The sequence below is a fragment of the Mycobacterium syngnathidarum genome, assembly GCF_001942625.1.
Classification (GTDB): Bacteria; Actinomycetota; Actinomycetes; order Mycobacteriales; family Mycobacteriaceae; genus Mycobacterium; species Mycobacterium syngnathidarum.
Map to the genome: position 1 here is coordinate 158,142 of NZ_MLCL01000029.1, position 18,183 is coordinate 176,324.

Genomic DNA, 18,183 nt, shown 5'->3' on the forward strand with positions numbered 1-18,183 from the left:
TTGACGGTGTTGTCCCAACGGCATTTCGCGGTATACGGCCCGTCACACTGGGCCGCCATCGCCGTTTTCGTCGTCGGGGCAGCGGTGTTGGTTTGGCTCGGCCGGCGCCAGAGCGAACGGCAGTCACGGACTTTGGGCCGGGTTCTCGGAACGCTGACAGCCGCAATCTATGCCGCGATGCTCGTCTACACGCTCATCCCGCCGTCGGTCGAACGCTCCGTCCCGTTGCGCCTGACCGACCTGGCGACCGTCGTGGGCGCCTATGCGCTGTGGTCGCAACGACACTGGGCCTTCGTGCTCACCTACTACTGGGGTCTGGTGTTGAGTACACAGGCGCTCATCTCTCCGGTCCTCAGAAGCCCGGATTTCCCGCACTATGAGTTCCTGGCGTTCTGGTCGATTCATTTGCTGGTGGTCTGGGCCGCAATCTATTTGACCTGGGGCCGCGGGATGCGCCCGAATTGGCGTGACTATCGATTCGTGGTGGTGGTGACCGCGGTGTGGGCCGCATTCACCATGACGTTCAACGCCCTTGCCGAAACCAACTACGGCTTCCTCAACGCCAAGCCGGCCACCGCGTCGCTACTCGACCTGATGGGGCCATGGCCGGTCTACGTGCTGGTGGCCAGCACACTGGTGGCCGGCGTGTGGGCGCTCATGACGTGGCCATGGGAACGCCGGCCTGATCCTGGCCGCTGAGCCCGGCGTCGCGCACCTGAAGCACCCGCGCCGGCCACGAGGCTGGGCATGGTATTCGGAATCGGCGGGCGGTAATCACACGGGGCGGGGCGCGTTGGTGGATACTGCCGGTGTGTCTGCCGATGTGCTCAATGAGTTGATGCACCTGGTCGCGGTGTCGCCACCGAAGTTGGCCGATGTCAACGCCGCGGTGCGTGAGGTGTGTGCTTCGACGCTAGGGCTGGCGCCCCTGCCTGCCGAGACTCGGGGCGGCGCCGTCGACCCGATGGTGACGGAGTTCGCCGAGCAGTTCAGCATCGACGTCACCGGCATCAACGACGCGCAGCGCGCGGCATTCTCCGATCTGCTCGGACCCGATGTGTTCACGGTGGCGACCTTGATCTATGTGGCCGACTTCGTGCCGCGGATGCGGGCCGGGCTCGCCGCCCTGGGCGTCGATTGGGTCACCGACGACGTGGTCTGGGACCACCAGACCAATCCGGCGGACTATGTGCTGGACACGTTCGTGCCGTCGGTCGGCCGGATGCGCGGATTGGATCCGGTGACCTCCGAGATGGTGCGCCTGCGCGGGGCGCGCCAGCACAACTGCCGGCTGTGCAAGTCACTGCGGGAGTCCGCGGCGCTGGAGGCCGGCGCCACCGAGTCCGACTACGACGCCATCGACGACTTCGAGAACTCGGACCTGTCGGATCGGCACAAGGCCGCACTGCGCTACGTCGACGCACTCATCTGGGCCCCGGCCCAGGTGTCCGGCGACGAACTCCGTCAACACTTTTCGCAGGACGAAGCCGTCGAACTGACCCTCGACGTGATGCGCAATGCGTGCAACAAGGTGGCTGTCGCACTGGGTGCCGACGCCGCGCGCATCGACGAAGGCACCGAGGAGTACCGGCTGGGCCCCGACGGGCAGCCGATCTACAGCTGAGGGTTATCGGGGTTGGCGGCGTGGAGTGCGCGCCGCACCACCCCCAGAACTCCGTCGACTTCGGCTTCGGTGGTCGCCCAGGAACACACGAACCGCACCGTGGGCAGCTGCGGGTCGGGACGGTGCACGGCATACTCAGCGGCGACCGCGGCGTAGACAGCGGGTTCGAGGTCGACGAAGATCTCGTTGGCTTCGGTGGGAGCGGCCAGTCTCAGGCCCAGTGCCCCTAAACCCGTGCTGAGCCGCGCGGCCAGCCGGTTGGCATGGGTGGCGGTCTGCAGCCACAGTCCGTCGCGCAAGATCGCCTCGAACTGGGCCGCGATGAAACGTTGCTTGCTGGCCAGCTGACCGATCTGTTTCTGCACGAAGTGGATGCCGTCGAACAACTCGGGCCGGCGCACCAGGATCGCATCGCCCATCAACATGCCGTTCTTGGTACCGCCGACGGTGATGATGTCGGCGTCGGCGACCGCGCCGCCGGGCGAGGTGCCCGAGGCAGCAATCGCATTCGCAACCCGGGAGCCGTCGACGTGGACGAGGAGATCGAGATCGTGGGCATGGTCGACGAAGTCCTTGACGGCGTGCGGCGTCCAGACGCGGCCGTTCTCGGTGGACTGGGTGATGGTGACGATGCGTGGCTGTGAGTGATGTACCGGCCCGCGGCGGGCTACCGCGGCATCCAGCAGGGCCGGGTCGATCAGGCCGTTGTCACTGGGCAATGGTGTCACCGAGGCGCCGGACAGCCGGACCGGTCCACCGGCCTCGTCGAGAAGAGTGTGCGCGACGTCGCTGCACAGGATCTCCTGCCACGGCCGCACTGCCGATGCCAGCGCGATGACGTTGGCCGCCGTGCCGGTGAGCGCGAACAGCACCTCGGCGTCGGGGGCGTCGAACGTGGCCTTGACGGCCTCGGCTGCGCGTTGGGTCAGGTCGTCGTTGCCGTACGACGCGACCGCGCCGTTGTTGGCCTCGGCGATCGCGGCGATCACCGTCGGGTGTGCGGGCGCGGCATTGTCCGAGGCGAACGCGTGAGAAGGCACGTCCGCCATGATCCCACCGACCCGGAAGGCCCATGAAGATCAGTGCCGGGCCTGCCTGCGGCCCCTGACTGGTATTTGGGCCCGCAGCGTGTGCGACCATATTGCCGCGCAGATGCGCCCGGGGGCGGTAGCTCAGTTGGTCAGAGCTGGGGACTCATAATCCCTAGGTCGCGGGTTCGAGCCCCGCCCGCCCCACTGGAAAAGCCCCATCCAACAGCCGGGGCGCCGACGTTGATGGTGTTTCGGTAACGGTTCCGAAAAGTCTTCGAACTGATCAGCGATGTCGTACGTTTGAGGACGACATCGTTGCTTCCCTGGATATGTCCATATTGGCCAAAGCCACAACGACTCAGATCTGACAGCGCAGAGATGGGGGGATAACGAATGCGCATTGTGACGAGGGCGGTCGTCATCGCCGCTGCTTGTGCCCTTGCCGCAGGATGCGGTCAATCGACAGAACAGGCAGCCGAGACCACGTCGGAAAGACCGATGATCACATCTTTTCCTCCGACTCCGCTGAGGCAGAAAACATTGCCTCGGTTGTTGCTTTCGCCCGAACAAATCAATGCGGCCATGTCGGCCGGGGGCATGGCTGTCACCAGTACCGGCTCTCAAATGTCCGACGACAGCGCGACGATGGCGCCCCGAGAGTGCCTCGCGGTTGACGGCTCGGCGCAGGCACCCGTATATGCCGACAGTGGATTCACCGACGAGCAGGAGATGTCGTTGCGGGAGCCCGACGGCACCGCCCACTACGCCAAGCAGGCAGTGGTTCGCTTCGTCGACGCCGACCAGGCCAAGGCTTTTTACGACGCCTCGGTGCGACAGTGGCCGGCGTGCACGAAGTACACCCACACGCAGACCGGAACGAAGTGGGAGGCCGGACCCATTTCCACCGACGGTGGTGTGCTGAGCCTGATCACCACCCAGACCAATGCGCAGGCGGGCGGCTGGGCCTGTGGTCGGGCGTTGTCCGCGAACAACAACATCGTGATCGACGTCAACACCTGCAGTGCCAACCCTGGAGATTCGGCCGTCAATATCGCCAAACAGATTTCGGCGCGGATCGACGCACCGCCGATCGTGTCGTAGGGCCAGCCCGTCCTGCGTTCAGCCGAGGACTCACCTGCCCTCGGAGTCTTTTCCCTCGCGGACCGTGCGGCGGATGTTAGACAGGAGCACGTGCCTGACCGTCAGGGCATCACGCGAGGAGGCCGATATGGCATGGGATTTCAGCACTGAACCGGAGTTTCAGAAGAAGCTCGATTGGGTCAAGCAGTTCTGTGAGGACAAGGTCGAGCCGCTCGACCACGTCTTCCCGTACGCCGTGCGGTCACCCGATCCGGTGGTGAAATCCTATGTCCGCGAGCTTCAACAGGAGGTCAAGGATCAGGGCCTGTGGGCCATCTTTCTGGATCGGGAGCTCGGCGGTCCCGGCTTCGGACAGCTCAAGCTCGGCCTACTGAACGAGATCATCGGCCGATACGCCGGCGCTCCGCACATGTTCGGAGCGTCGGCGCCCGACACCGGCAACATGGAGATGCTCGCCGCCTACGGCACCGACGAACAAAAGGAACGCTGGCTGGTCCCACTGCTCAACCAGGACATGTTCTCGGCATATTCGATGACCGAACCGCAAGGCGGTAGCGACCCCAGTCTGTTCAAGACCCATGCGGTGCGGGACGGCGGCGAATGGGTGATCAACGGCGAGAAGTGGTTCACCTCCGCGGGACGGGTCGCCGACATCTTGTTCGTGATGTGTACCAACGGCATGTTCGTGGTGCCCCGTACGACGCCAGGGGTGGAGATCATGCCCCAGCCGCGAAACCACAACCACATCGTCTACCGCGACGTCCGAGTGCCGCTGGACCACTTGCTCGGCCCGGAGGACGGGGCAAAGGTATTGGCGCAGAGGCGTCTTGGCGGCGGACGGATCCACCACGCCATGCGCACCATCGCTCAGTGCAACCTGGCGTTCGACATGATGTGCGAGCGGGCGCTCAGCCGCCAATCTCACGGCAAGGTCATCTCCGAACATCAGATGGTGCAGGAGAAGATCGCCGAGTCCTACGCGATGATCAAGATGTTGCGGCTGTTCGTATTGGAGACGGCGTGGAAGATCGACCACACCTCGACGCAGGAAGCGCGCACTGAGATCGCCGCCGTGAAATTCACCATGGCCAAAGTGCTGCGTGACGTGTCGTTCAACGCCTTGCACATTCTGGGTTCGCTTGGCACCACGGATCTCACGCCCATTCAGGCGATGTATGCCGGTGCTCCCACCATGGGCATCGCCGACGGAGTCGACGAGGTGCACAAGGCCACCGTGGCGCGTCGGGTGCTGCGGGACTACCACCCTCACGAGGGGAATTTCCCGACCGAGTTCATCCCGTACAAGCGCGAAGAGGCTCGTAGGAAGATGGAACCCGTGCTGGCCGCCCGTCCGGATCTGGCGGCTTCCGCCGAGGCCTACCAGAAGTATTTCGAACGCCACCGCTAGACGCTCGGACACCACCGGCCGCGATGGGCGGGGAACGCCCATCGCGGCCGGTGGTGTGACTGTTCTAATACCAGACTTTTCGCCCGCCGACCGGACGGCCGACCGCGCCGAGGATCCAGAGGATGACGCCGATCACCAAGAGGATCCCACCGATGGTGTAGAGGATCGATATACCGGCAAAATAGCCGATCAGCAGAAGGATGATGCCGAGCACGATCATGGTCAATCCGTTCGACGTAGGAACCCCGTGGGGCTGTCGGCGAGAAGAATTGCCCGATCCGTCGATATTCAAACGTCGGATGTGTTGGCGCCGACAGCATCCTCGGCACCACTGCCGTCAGGCCGGCGGCGGCGCCGGCGGTGGTGGCGGGGGAGGCGGAGCCGGAGGCGGCAAGGTGATCGGCGGTAGCCCGGGGATCTCGATGACATTGGGCGGTGGCGGTGGTCCGAGTTCGGCGAGTGTTGGTGGAGGCGGCGGAAGGTCGGGCGGGGGGATGTAGACCGGTGGCGGCACGTACCCCGTGCTGGTGTTGATCGTGATGATCGATCCGGGAATTGTTCTGCCGCTGGGGGTTGTCCCGACGACCGAACCCTTGGTGGCCTCGCTGTTGACGGCTGTGGGTTTGTCAGCCACTCGGAAACCGGCGGCCAACAAGCGCTTACGCGCCTCCTCGACCTTCAGTCCGGTCACGCTGGGTACCTGACCGCCGGGGCCGCCGTCGACATATCGCGGGTCGGTGGGAGGCAGGGCGATCGGACCGAACTTCTCGGCGATGGGATTCATCGCGGCATACCAGGTCAGCGCGGGCTCCGTGCCACCGAAAAGGGTGCCGTTGCCGCACTTTCGCAGTGGGTACGAGCACAGTCCCGAGGGCGACGAGGAGTCGTCGAAGACGTAATTGGCGGCCGCATACTGGTTGGTGAAACCGAGGAATCCCGATGACCGGTGGGCTTCGGTGGTGCCGGTCTTACCCGACATCGGCAGCTTCCAGCCCACTGAACTCGCTGCACCGGTGGCGGTTCCGCCCGAGTGGTCTTTGCCCAGTGCATTGGCCAACGTGTTGGCAAGGCCCTCGGGCACCGCCTGGTCGCAGGGCACCGTCTCCACGCCCACTTCACGTCCGTGCCGGTCGAAGATCTTGTCGATCGGGCTCGGTGGGCACCACATACCGCCCGAGGCCAGGGTCGCCCCGACATTCGCCAACTCGAGTGCGTTGAGCTCGAAGGGGCCGAGCGTGAAGGATCCGATGTTCTGCCGCTTGACGTAATCGGCGATGCTCTCGTTGGAGTCGGGGTTGTAATCGCGCGCAGTGCCGGGTTCGGCGTAGGACCGCAAGCCCAACCGCACCGCCATGTCCACCGCCCGCGGTACCCCGATCTGTGAGATCAGTTTGGCGAACGCGGTGTTGGGTGATTGTGCCAGCGCGTCGGTGACATTGAGCGGGCTGCGGAAGCCGTGCGCGTTGCGCACACACCAGGTTTCCCTGGGGCAGCCGGGGGTGTCGCTGCTGCCCAGCCCTTTGCCCATGAACGTCCCGGGGACATCGAGTTGAGTGTTGATGCCCATGCCCATCTCCATGGCGGCCGCGGTGGTGAAGATTTTGAAGATGGACCCGGCACCGTCACCGACCAACGAAAAAGGTTGCGGCTGCACCGTCTGATTGGCATCGAGGTCGAGTCCGTACGTGCGGCTGTCACCCATCGCGACCACTCGATGGGTGTCTTTGCCCGGCGTGATCACGCTCATCACGCTGGCGACACCCGCGGCGTCGGAGTCTGCGTACTTGTCCAGCGCTGCCTTGACGCTGTCCTGAACCTTGGGGTCCAACGTGGTGCGGATCAGATACCCGTTGCGGGCGACGTCTTCCATCGTGAGCCCGGCGCGCGCCAGGTACTGCAGGACATATTCGCAGAAGAAGGCGCGGTCGCCTGCGGCGATGCAGCCCTCCGGGAGGGGCTCGGCCTGACGCAGTACACCCAGGGGTTCGGCTTTTGCGGCGCGAAGCTCTTCAGCCCGGTCCGGGAGATAGTCGATCAGGGTGTCGAGCACGACGTTGCGGCGGGCGAGGGCACCGTCGGGGTTGGTGTAGGGATCCAACGCGGTGGTGGACCGCACCACGCCGGCCAACAGGGCCGCTTGCGGCCAGGTGAGGTCGGCGGCATCGACGCCGAAGTAAGTGCGCGCCGCGTCCTGAACCCCGAAGGCGCCGTTGCCGAATGACACCAGATTGAGATATCGGGCCAAGATCTCTCCCTTGGGGAGGGCCTTGTCCATCGCCAGCGCGATCCTGATCTCGCGCACCTTACGGGCGGGGCTGATCTCGACGGCGGCTCGGCGCTCGGCGTCGGTCTTCGCATTGACCAGCAGGTTGTAGTTCTTGACGTACTGCTGCTCGAGGGTCGACCCGCCGCGCACGTTTTCGATGCCGCGCAGGTATCCGATCAGTCCGTTCAGCGTTCCCTGGACGTCCACCCCGTTGTGTTCGGCGAAGCGCTTGTCCTCCACCGACACGATCGCCAGCTTGATGGTGTCGGCGATGCGATCGCTGGGTACCACCCACCGGCGCTGCTCATAGAGCCACGCGATCGGTTCGCCCGAGGTGTCGACCATGGTGGTGACGATCGGCGCCTCGCCTTCGAGGACCTGAGCCGAATCCTGTGCCACGGTGTCGGAGAGTCGCGCGGTCATGATGCCGATACCGCCGACGACGGGGAACATCAACACCGCCGCAAGCAATCCGGCCAGCACACAGTGCAGGGCCAGCTTGGCAACCGTGGACCGCGAACCCGCGGACGGGCCGGACATGCCCTCTAGCGTAAGGGGATCAGTGGTCGGCGATGGGTAGATCGCACGCAACACGTTGGCTACGTTGTGATTTCATAACGCCTAGGTATCCGTCCTGATGGACAGCATGCGGATGACGCCGGCAACAGTCAGCGCTACGGCGCCTGGTGCGCAACCTGCGCGAAAGGGCGTCGCTAACGATCTCCGCGACTGCATTTGGGATTCGCCGGTTCGGCCGCCCACGGGCGTGCTCTATGAGTTCGACCGCGCCAGTGCCTGCGCCACCACGCCGCGGGGCGGGCGCTGGCGGACCAGCTGTGGCCACCAGAACCAACGGCCCATCAACGCCGCGATCGACGGTGTCATGAACGACCGGATCACCAAAGTGTCGAACAGCAGGCCCAATCCGATCGTCGAACCCACCTGGGCCACCACGATCATCTCGCTGACCACCATCGACATCATGGTGAAGGCGAACACCAGCCCGGCCGCGGTCACCACCGACCCGCTGCCACCCATGGCCCGGATGATGCCGGTGTTGATCCCGGCCGGCAGTTCCTCTTTGAGCCGGGCCACCAACAGCAGGTTGTAGTCCGCACCGACGGCCAGCAGCACGATCACCGCCATGGCCATCACCATGAAGTGCAACTCGATCCCGAGCAGGTGCTGCCACACCAGGACCGACAGGCCGAACGAGGTTCCGAGGGACACCAGGACCGTGCCGACGATCACCGCGGCGGCCACCACGCTGCGCGTGATGATCAGCATGATGATGAAGATCAGGCACAGCGCCGAGATGCCGGCGATGATCAGGTCGTAGTTGTTGCCTTCCTGCATGTCCTTGAAGGCCGAGGCGGTGCCGCCCATGTAGATCTTGGAGCCCTCCCACGGGGTGTTCTTCATGGCCTCTTTGGCGGCCAATTTGATCCCATCGATGAGCTTGATGCCTTCCGGCGTCAGCGGGTCACCCTCGTGCGAGATGATGAAGCGCACCGCTTTGCCGTCGGGAGAGATGAAGCTCTTCATGCCCCGCTTGAAGTCGGCGTTGTTGAAGATCTCCGGCGGCAGATAGAAGGTGTCGTCGTTCTTGGCGTCGTTGAATGCCGTACCCATGGCGGTCTGGTTGTCCTGCATCGCTGCCATCTGATCCTGCAGACCCTTCTGGGTCTGATACATGGTCAGCATCATGGTCTTCATGGTCCGCATGGTTTCGATCTGCGGCTGCATCATCGTCGCCATCTGAGGCATCAGGTCATCGAGCCGGTGCATGTCGGGCATCAGTTGCTCGATGCTCTCGGTCATCGTGTCGACACCGTCGAGGCCGTCGAACACCGAACGCATCGAGGCGCACACCGGGATGTTGTAGCAGTGCGGTTCCCAATACAGGTAGTTGCGCAGCGGCCGCAGGAAATCGTCGAAATCGGAGATGTGGTCCCGGAGTTCCTTGACGTCGACGACCATCGTGTCCATCTTGCCGACCATGTTGTGCGTGATGGAGCTCATCTCCTCCATCAGCACGATCATCCGGTCCATCGTGTTGATGGTCTTCTGCATCTCGTCGGCCTGCAGCAGCATGTCATCGGCGCGGTCGGTGAGGTATTTGCGGTTCATGGTCTGCATGACCCCGCCCATACTCATCTGGGCCGGAATCGTGCTGAACTCCAGCGGCTCACCCTGCGGGCGGGTGATGGCCTGCACGCTGCCCACCCCGGACACCTCGAAGACGCGTTTGGCGATCCTGTCGATCACCAGGAAGTCCGCCGAATTGCGTACGTCGTGGTCGGTTTCGATGAGCAGCAACTCGGGATTCATCTTCGCCGCCGAGAAGTGCCGGTCAGCTGCGGCGTAGCCCTCCTGGGCGGGCAGGTCGGTGGGCAGATAGTTGCGGTCGTTGTAATTGGTCCGATACCCCGGCAGCGTGAGCAGCCCCACCAACGACAGCAGGATGGTGCCCAGCAGCACCGGACCCGGCCAGCGCACGACGAAGGCTCCCAGGCGCCGCCAGAAGCGGATGCGCATGGCGCGTTTGGGCTCGAGCACCTTGCCGAACCGGCTGGCCACCGTGATGATCGCGGGCCCCAGCGTGAGTGCCGCCAACACCGTGACCGTCATACCCACTGCCATCGGGATGCCGAGAGTCTGGAAATACGGCAATCGGGTGAAATGCAGACACAGTGTCGCGCCCGCGATCGTCATACCGGAGCCGAGCACCACGTGCGCGGTGCCGTGGAACATCGTGTAGTACGCCTGTTCTCGGTCCTCGCCGACACTGCGGGCCTCCTGATATCGGCCGATCAGGAAGATCGCGTAGTCGGTGGCCGCGGCGATCGCGAGGGTGACCAGGAGCTGAGTGGCGAAGGTCGAGAGGCCGATCAGGTTGTGGTAGCCGAGGAAGGCGACGAACCCGCGGGCGGCCGACAGTTCGACCACCACCATCGCCAGCACCAGGATCACGGTGATGATCGACCGGTACACCAGCAGCAGCATCGTGATGATGACCGCGAAGGTGACGCCTTCGATGATCTTGACGCTGCGGTCACCGGAGATCTGCTGATCGGCGGCCAGTGCGGTGGGCCCGGTGACGTACACCTTGAGCCCGGGCGGCGGAGACAGCTCCTTGATGAGCTTCTGGACGGCCTCCACCGACTCGTTGGCCAGCGCCTCACCCATGTTGCCGGCCAGGTAGACCTGCACATACGCCGCTTTACCGTCGTTGCTCTGGGCGCCGGCCTCGGTCAGCGGATCGCCCCAGAAATCCTGGACGTGCTCGACATGCTTCTTGTCGGCTTCCAGCCGGTCGACCATGTCGTTGTAGAAGCGGTGCGCATCGTCGCCGAGCTTGTTCCCGTCCCCCTGGGCCTCCAGCACGATCATCGCCGAACTGTCGGAGTGGAACTCGTCGAACACCTTGCCGACGCGCTTCATCGCGATCACCGACGGTGCCTCGTCGGGGCTCATCGACACTGAGCGCATCTGACCCACCACCTCGAGCGGGGGGACGGTGGCGCTCAGAAACGCCAGCAGTGCGATCCAGCCGACGATCACCGGAATGGCGAATCGACGGATCCATCGAGCGATCCCCTTGTGGGGAGCTCTGGAATCGGCCATCAGGAACCCTTGGTGGTCGGTGGGGTGAGCACGATGCAGCAGTTGGGCATTGTGCGAAGGCTTACCTTACTACGTGGTGTCGTTTCCCCGTCTTACCAGACCGGCAGGGGCGGCGGACAGTCAGCCGTCTCCAGCAGGCACTACACGCCGGCCGGTTCGCTCTGGTCGACACGTCCCAGCCGCCACCGTCCCTCGCCGAGTAGTTCCAGGTGGGTGGTGTGGTGGCGATGCACCGTGGTGCGGTGGGTGACGCTGACCAACACCGTATCGGGCAGTTCCCGTCGGATCAGACTGTAGATCATGAATTCCAGCGGCTCGTCGAGCGCGGAGGTGGCCTCGTCGAGGAAGACCACCTTGGGTTTGGTCAGCAGCACCCGGGCGAATGCCACGCGCTGCTGCTCGCCGGGGGAGAGCACCTTGGCCCAGTCGCCGTCCTCGTCGAGCCGGTCGACGTAGCGCGGCAGGGCGACCGCGAGCAGGGCATCGCGCAGCGCCTCGTCGGGTAGGTGGCCCGGCTGGTGCGGGTAGGACACCACGGTTCGCAGATCGCCCAACGGAACGTAGGGCACCTGCGACAGATACAGCGTCTCGTCATCGCCCTGCGGGCAGCGCACCGAGCCCGAAGCGTAGGGCCACAGCTGGGCGATGCTGCGCAACAGGGTCGTCTTGCCGGTGCCCGACTTGCCGGTGATGATCATCGCCTCGCCGACGCCCAGCGACAGGCTCAGATCCTCGATCAACTGCTCGCCGGCCGGGTTGCGGACCTCGACATCGCCGAGCTCGACCAGGCTGTCGGTGCCCGCGGCGAGGCCGACGACATCAAGCTGGGGAAGCGCGCGGCTCTGCTCGTCGGCGGTGACCAACCCGTGCAGACGGATGATCGATGCGCGGTAGCCGGCGAACGTGTCATACGAATTGCGGAAGAAGGACAGCGCATCCTGGATGGCGCCGAAGGCGGCCACCGATTGGTTGACCGTCCCGAGCTGGATCTGGCCGCTGAACAACCGCGGCGCCTGCAGGGCCCACGGCAGCGGGATGATGATGTGGTTCATCGACAGGTTCCATCCGGTGAACACCATGGTCCGATTGATGAAGTGCCGGTAGTTGCTGACGACGGCGCGGAAGCGTTCCCGCAACTGTGACCGCTCGACGTTCTCGCCGCGGTACAACGCGACCGACTCGGCGGCGTCGCGCAGGCGCACCAGCGCGTAACGGAATGCGGCGTTGAACTTTTCGTTGTTGAACGACAGCCGGATCAACGGACGGCCGAGCGCGAAGGCGATCACGGTGGCGAAGGCGACGTAGACGAACACCGACCAGAACATCGCCCGCGGTATCTCGATGCCGAACACGCTGAGGTCGCCCGAGAGGTTCCACAGGATCGAGGTGAACGAGACGACCGAGACGATCGACGAGATCGCCCCGAACGGCAGCGTGCCATTGCTGGTTTGGTGCGGGGTGTTGGGTTGTGGGCCCGACAGTGCGGTGAACACGTCGATGTCGGACTGGATGCGCTGATCGGGGTTGTCGATGGTCTGGTCGATGAACCGGGAACGGTAGTAGGCGCGTCCGTCGAGCCAGTCGCCGGTGAGCCGGTCGGTCAGCCAGGTCCGCCAGGCCAGCATGAAGCGCTGCGTCATGAACAGGTCGACCAGCACCCGGGTGACCAGGATCGCCGCCAGCACCGAGAAGATGAGCAATGCGGTCCAGAAGCCCCTGACGCCAGAGGCTCTCACCGCATCGTCGCCGGTGGCCCAACCTTGCACCGCGACCTGCGCCGCGGAGTACAGGTCGTTGCTCTGATAACTGAACAGCACCGCCAATCGCACCCCGATGATCACCGACAACAACATTGCGGCCAGCGTCAGCCAGGGCTTGAGGCTGTGGCCTCCGGTGAAGTAGGCCCCGGTCACCGTCCAGAACTGCCGGCCCCACGTGGTGTAACGGGCGAGCAGGGTCAGCACCGCCATGGTGCAGATCGCGGTGACGGTCCAGGCTTGGGCCAGCCACCACACGGAGTGCAGCAGTTCGGTGCCCCAATCGATCGAGGGCGAGAACGGTTTCAGATCACTCACCAGGGCCCCTCCTGATCCGCCGACGGACCTGCGTGAAGCTACCGCACCCAGGGATCGAGTCGCGGGCGCTACGCCGCAGTGATCCGCCCGGCGTTGTGCCGGATCCCGCGCCAAGATCAGCATTTATAGGTACGGTTGCAAATGTCGCACCTCATCGCGAATGTGAGGAAAACCGTTGGTGCTCTATGTGTTTCGTTGTGCGTCCGGCTGTGCTTCCATCGAGCGGCGATTTTCGATGAACTCCCGCCCCGACGTGATCGACTGTCCGAGCTGTGGCGGGCCCGCACGCCGAACGATCTGCTCACCGAACCTCAGCCGTGCCGACACCTCCGCCATGGCACTTCAGGACGCCACCCGCGCGACCGCCGATCGTCCGACGGTCACCGCCGGCCCGCCACCGGGCACCCGGCGACGGAAAGTCACCACCAACCCACTTCATCAAAAGTTGCCCCGCCCCTGAAGGAGGATCAATGCCCGAGGTTGTCTTCCCGCTCGACTCGACCAAGAAGTTCACCGATCAGGAAAAACTCGGCCACAACCGGTGGCATCCCGACATCCCGGCGGCGGTGACGGTCAAACAGGGCGACTCGTTCCGGGTGCACTGCCGCGAATGGTTCGACGGTGCCATCGTCAACGACGATTCTGCCGACGACATCCTCAACGCTCCGTTGACGACGGTGCACGTGCTCTCGGGCCCGATCGCCGTCGAGGGCGCCAAGCCGGGCGATCTGCTGATCGTCGACATCCTCGACGTCGGCCCTATTCCGCAAGAGGATTCGGGGCCGCTGGCCGGTCAGGGCTGGGGCTACACCGGCATCTTCCCCAAGCTCAACGGCGGCGGCTTCCTCACCGACCAGTTCCCTGACGCGTACAAGGCGATCTGGGACTTCTCCGGACAAAAGGCCACGTCGCGTCACGTGCCGCAGGTGGAGTTCACCGGCATCGTGCACCCCGGTCTGATGGGCACCGCGCCCTCGCGCGGGCTGCTGGCCAAGTGGAACACGCGCGAAGCCGCGCTGATCGCCACCGATCCCGACCGCGTGCCGCCGCTGGCCCTGCCCCCCGAACCGCGCGACGCGATCCTCGGCGGACTGACCGGTGACGCCGCCACCTCGGCGGCGGCCGAGGCCGCCCGCACCGCGCCGCCGCGCGAGAACGGCGGCAACCAGGACATCAAGAACCTCACCAAGGGCAGCCGGGTGTTCTATCCGGTGTTCGTCGACGGGGCCAACCTGTCAGTCGGCGATCTGCACTTCTCCCAGGGCGACGGCGAGATCACCTTCTGCGGCGCCATCGAGATGGGCGGGTTCATCGACCTGCGCGTCGACGTCATTCCCGGCGGCATGGAGACCTATGGGGTGAGCGAGAACGCCATATTCATGCCCGGCAACACCGATCCGCAGTACTCCGAATGGCTGGCGTTCTCCGGTACGTCGGTGACCCTGGACGGCGAGCAGCGCTACCTGGACTCCCACCTGTCCTACCAGCGGGCCTGCCTGCATGCGATCGACTATCTGACCAAGTTCGGCTACAGCCCCGAGCAGGCGTACCTGCTGCTGGGCGCCGCGCCCATCGAAGGACGGCTGTCCGGTGTCGTCGACATCCCGAATGCCTGTGCGACGGTGTACATTCCGACGGCCATCTTCGATTTTCCGATCGCACCGTCGGCGACCGGGCCGGTGCAGATCGCCCCGGGCATCGGAGCTCCGCACTCGTCGTTCGGCTGACGGCGCACGTATATCCTCGTCACCGGACCCCGATTCGCCGCGCCGGTGCGGCACGGTCGGCGGACCGTTGACAGTCGGGGAGGGCTGAAAGGATCGTGCAATGACGCCGCCTCCCGGTGCCTCGCGCCTCGGCACCCGGTTCGGGCCGTACGAACTGAAGTCGCTGATCGGCGTCGGTGGAATGGGCGAGGTGTACCGCGCCTACGACACCGTCAAGGAACGCATGGTGGCGGTCAAACTGCTGCGCACCGAGATCGCCGCCGACACCAGCTTTCAGGAGCGGTTCCGCCGCGAGTCCCGCGTGGCGGCGCGCCTGCAGGAGCCGCACGTGATCCCGGTGCACGACTTCGGCGAGATCGACGGTGTGCTGTACATCGACATGCGACTGGTGGAGGGCGCCAGCGTCAAGGAGCTGCTGCGGACCAACGGCCCCCTCGCGCCGGTGCGGGCCACGGGGATCGTCGCCCAGGTCGCCTCGGCGCTGGATGCGGCGCACGCCGACGGTCTGGTGCATCGCGACATCAAACCGGAGAACGTCCTACTCACCTCCGATGACTTCGCGTACCTGGTGGACTTCGGCATCGCCCACGTCGGAGGTGAGGCCAGCGTCACCATGACGGGCGTGCTGATCGGATCGAGCGCTTACATGGCGCCGGAGCGCTTCTCCGGTGGCCCGGTGGGCCCCGCGGCCGACGTGTACGCGCTGACCTGCCTGCTCTACGAGATGCTGATCGGACGGCCACCGTTCGAGACGGGTGATCTGCGACAGCTGATGAGCGCCCACATGTTCTCCCCACCGCCACGGCCGAGCATCATGCGCCGCGGTATCCCGCGCGCGTTCGACGACGTCGTCGCCAAGGGCATGGCCAAGGACGCCGCCGACCGCTATCCCAGTGCCGGGGAACTGGCCAGGGCCGCCCGCGACGCGGCCGGTTCTGTGGCGGGCATCGCGTCGGCCCCGCCGCCGCCGCTGCCGCCCACGCCGGCGCCCGCCCCCGCCGCTGCACCGCGCCTCACTCCGCCGCCCCAGCCGCAGCCCGCGGGCACCCGCGAGTTCTCATCGATCTATCCCAACCCCGACCACACCGGCTTCACGCCGTACCCACCTCCGCCCCCGCCGCCGCAGCCGAGGCAGACCCGCGCGGGTAAGCCACGGTTCAGCCGGACCCATCTCATCCTGATCCTGGTCACGGTGGGATTGTTCGGGATCGCCGCTGTGCTGGCCGCGATGCTGGCCGGCGGAGGCGACGGTGGCTCCACCCATGAGACGCTGACCGCACCGACCCCGCCCAGCCCGACGTCAGAAGAGCCGACCACCACCACCACGACCTCCGGATCGGCGACGGCCAACGTCAGCGGCACCGACGCGCAGGGTTTCGTCGACCACACCGCGCGTTGCCCAGCGGGCAGCACGCCGGCGGCGGTGATCCGCACCGCATCGTCGCTGGCGGTGATCTGCCAGACCGGACCCGACAGCTTCTCCTACCGTGGCGAGCGGCTCAGCGACGGGGCCAACCTTCAGATCCCCACCGCTGAACGCTCCGGTGACGGCTTCGTGGCCGTCAACCCCGCCGACGGTGCGCGCTACGAGGTCGGGCCCGACGGGCTCACCATCAGCAGCTACGGCAAAGTCGACTCGTCGGAGCCGCCGCTGGAGTACGGCGAGCGCTGATCGGTGCGTACACGGCGACCGGATTGGTCTTGCCCTTGAGCGCCAGCCCCGGCCGCAGCTCGAAATCGCCTGGGTCCCGGCTGAGTTGGCGCAACGTGGCGTCGGTGAGTAGCACAGTGTCGCCGGTTTGGCGGGTAGCCGTCTCGACCCGGGCCGCAACGTTCACCGCGTCTCCGATCACCGAGAACTCCAAACGGCCGGCACCACCGACGTTCCCGGCCACGACGGGGCCGGAGTTCAGTCCCACGCCGACTGTCAGGCTGCCGCTGAACTCCTCATGCACCGCTTCGGCGATCTTCAGCGCAGCGCCCAACGCATCGTCGGCATGACGGTCCTGGCGCCGTGGCGCCCCGAACACCGCCATCAGGCCGTCGCCGGCGTACTTGTCGACGTGGCCGCCGTGGTCGTGCACGATCGGCACGATCCGCTCGAAGAGGCGGTTCAGCGTCGTGACCACCTCGGTGGGTCGCAGTCGCTCGGCGAGCGAGGTGAACCCGCGGACGTCGACGAACATCAGGGTGACGTCCAACTCCTGGGCTTCCAGCGATCCGGTGGCACGCAGAATGTGTTCGGCCACATCGCGATCCACGTAGGTGCCGAAGGTGTCACGGATGCGCTCGCGTTCGGCCAGTCCGGCCGTCATCGTGTTGAAACCTGCCTGTAGCCGCCCGATTTCGCTGGCGTCGTCCACTTCGACCCGAGCGCTGAGATCACCCGACCGCACCTGGGCCAGGGCGTGGCGCAGCGCGGTGACCCGTTCGGTGACCGAGCGGATGGCGATCAGAATCGCGAACAGGCCGACCACGATCGCCACTCCCACCAGGATGAGGATCGCGGCGAAGGTGCGCTGCGCCCGGAAGCCCACATCAGCCAGATAACCGACCGCCAGCACGGCGATACCGAACAGTGGCACGCCCGTCGCCAGCAGCCATGCCATCACCAGCCTGCGCCCGATCGTCGGACCGAAACGCCGGTCCGGGGTGGCACCGTCGAGGGCGCGTGCCGACACCGGCCGCATGACCCGTTCGACGATCAGATACCACACGGCGCTCGTCGAAATGCCGCCCAGGGCAACCACACTGAAGATGTAGATCGCCGTGGAAACCTGCTGAGAGAGCGCCAGTGATCCGAAGATCACCGCGCCGATGCTCCACACCGCGGCCGAAAGCCGCACTGCCTCGCCGGGGGCGCCCAGAGTCATCCGCTGTTCCTCGGCGGTGGGCGGACGGCCCGCGCTGAGCCAGGCGGTGCCGGCGGCGAACCGCTGCCGGCGCACTCGCAGCATCACCGGAATCGTCACCGCCAGGAACACGATGAGCACGGTGCCGCCGCGGATCAGCAGGTGTTGCGTGTCCGCCGGGCTCAACACGATGGGAGCCGCAAAGGCCAGGAAGGCACCGACGATCCCGCCGCCACCGGCGCCGACGACCGCCGCGCCCCGCACCCAGCGCTTGAACGTCTGGTCACGAAGTTGGGCCCCGATGCCGTCGGGGGCTGCGGCGATGGGTGCGCCGAGGCAGGTCAAGGCGTTGGCGGGAGCGTCCATGTCGAGAGCTTGCGCGTGTAACCAGCCGGCTCGTTAGCGTAGTCGGCTACCTGTTTCCGCCTGAGCGCGTGAAGCCGGTGGGTCGTGGCCGCGGCCCTCTAGGCTG

At 65.6% G+C, this 18,183-nt stretch carries 12 protein-coding genes and 1 tRNA gene; 7 read left to right on the forward strand and 6 right to left on the reverse strand.

Annotated features, from left to right (window positions below; all coding sequences use genetic code 11):
• Both BKG60_RS08675 and BKG60_RS08680 read left to right on the forward strand, forming a co-directional pair.
• The gene (locus BKG60_RS08675) at positions 1-699 is read left to right on the forward strand and encodes a YwaF family protein (protein ID WP_075909548.1); all 699 of its coding nucleotides are present in this window, start codon (positions 1-3) and stop codon (positions 697-699) included.
• Between the two features lie 139 nt (positions 700-838).
• Entirely contained in the window at positions 839-1,624 is a 786-nt protein-coding gene (locus tag BKG60_RS08680) for a carboxymuconolactone decarboxylase family protein (RefSeq protein ID WP_075909595.1), read from the forward strand.
• On the opposite strand, the gene BKG60_RS08685 is transcribed toward BKG60_RS08680, so the two are convergent.
• Positions 1,615-2,673 (reverse strand): threonine aldolase family protein, encoded by a 1,059-nt coding sequence (locus BKG60_RS08685; protein ID WP_120764855.1) that lies wholly within the window; start codon positions 2,671-2,673, stop codon positions 1,615-1,617. The two genes, BKG60_RS08680 and BKG60_RS08685, sit on opposite strands and share 10 nt — an antisense overlap.
• A 112-nt stretch (positions 2,674-2,785) precedes the next feature.
• Between BKG60_RS08685 and BKG60_RS08690 the strand changes: the two genes are divergently transcribed.
• From BKG60_RS08690 to BKG60_RS08700, 3 genes are all read left to right on the forward strand, one after another.
• Positions 2,786-2,859: transfer RNA gene (locus BKG60_RS08690), tRNA-Ile, on the forward strand.
• Between the two features lie 294 nt (positions 2,860-3,153).
• Complete coding sequence (locus BKG60_RS08695) at positions 3,154-3,756, forward strand: sensor domain-containing protein (RefSeq protein WP_083339160.1); 603 nt, start codon at positions 3,154-3,156, stop codon at positions 3,754-3,756.
• Positions 3,757-3,883: 127 nt separating this feature from the next.
• Positions 3,884-5,164: an acyl-CoA dehydrogenase family protein gene (locus BKG60_RS08700; protein WP_070943404.1), complete on the forward strand. Its 1,281-nt coding sequence runs from the start codon at positions 3,884-3,886 to the stop codon at positions 5,162-5,164.
• Between the two features lie 64 nt (positions 5,165-5,228).
• Here BKG60_RS08700 and BKG60_RS31420 read toward each other — a convergent pair whose 3' ends face one another.
• The 4 genes from BKG60_RS31420 to BKG60_RS08715 form a co-directional block, all read right to left on the reverse strand.
• Positions 5,229-5,384, reverse strand: coding sequence for a hypothetical protein (locus BKG60_RS31420; protein WP_110765202.1), 156 nt, complete (start codon positions 5,382-5,384; stop codon positions 5,229-5,231).
• A gap of 117 nt (positions 5,385-5,501) precedes the next feature.
• On the reverse strand, positions 5,502-7,970 hold the full coding sequence (ponA2, locus tag BKG60_RS08705) for a transglycosylase/D,D-transpeptidase PonA2 (protein ID WP_075909549.1): 2,469 nt from the start codon (positions 7,968-7,970) through the stop codon (positions 5,502-5,504).
• A 231-nt stretch (positions 7,971-8,201) separates the two neighbouring features.
• Positions 8,202-11,057 carry an MMPL/RND family transporter gene (locus tag BKG60_RS08710; protein WP_075909550.1) on the reverse strand — a complete coding sequence of 952 codons (2,856 nt, stop codon included), beginning with the start codon at positions 11,055-11,057 and terminating at the stop codon, positions 8,202-8,204.
• A 140-nt stretch (positions 11,058-11,197) separates the two neighbouring features.
• On the reverse strand, positions 11,198-13,132 hold the full coding sequence (locus tag BKG60_RS08715) for an ABC transporter ATP-binding protein/permease (protein ID WP_070186960.1): 1,935 nt from the start codon (positions 13,130-13,132) through the stop codon (positions 11,198-11,200).
• A 470-nt stretch (positions 13,133-13,602) separates the two neighbouring features.
• Between BKG60_RS08715 and fmdA the strand changes: the two genes are divergently transcribed.
• Both fmdA and BKG60_RS08730 read left to right on the forward strand, forming a co-directional pair.
• Positions 13,603-14,859 (forward strand): formamidase, encoded by a 1,257-nt coding sequence (gene fmdA / locus BKG60_RS08725; protein WP_075909552.1) that lies wholly within the window; start codon positions 13,603-13,605, stop codon positions 14,857-14,859.
• A gap of 100 nt (positions 14,860-14,959) precedes the next feature.
• Positions 14,960-16,531, forward strand: a complete 1,572-nt coding sequence (locus tag BKG60_RS08730) for a serine/threonine-protein kinase (protein ID WP_075909553.1) — start codon at positions 14,960-14,962, stop codon at positions 16,529-16,531.
• Here the strand turns inward: BKG60_RS08730 and BKG60_RS08735 are convergent.
• Complete coding sequence (locus BKG60_RS08735) at positions 16,473-18,077, reverse strand: adenylate/guanylate cyclase domain-containing protein (protein ID WP_083650273.1); 1,605 nt, start codon at positions 18,075-18,077, stop codon at positions 16,473-16,475. The two genes, BKG60_RS08730 and BKG60_RS08735, sit on opposite strands and share 59 nt — an antisense overlap.
• Positions 18,078-18,183 lie beyond the last annotated feature (106 nt).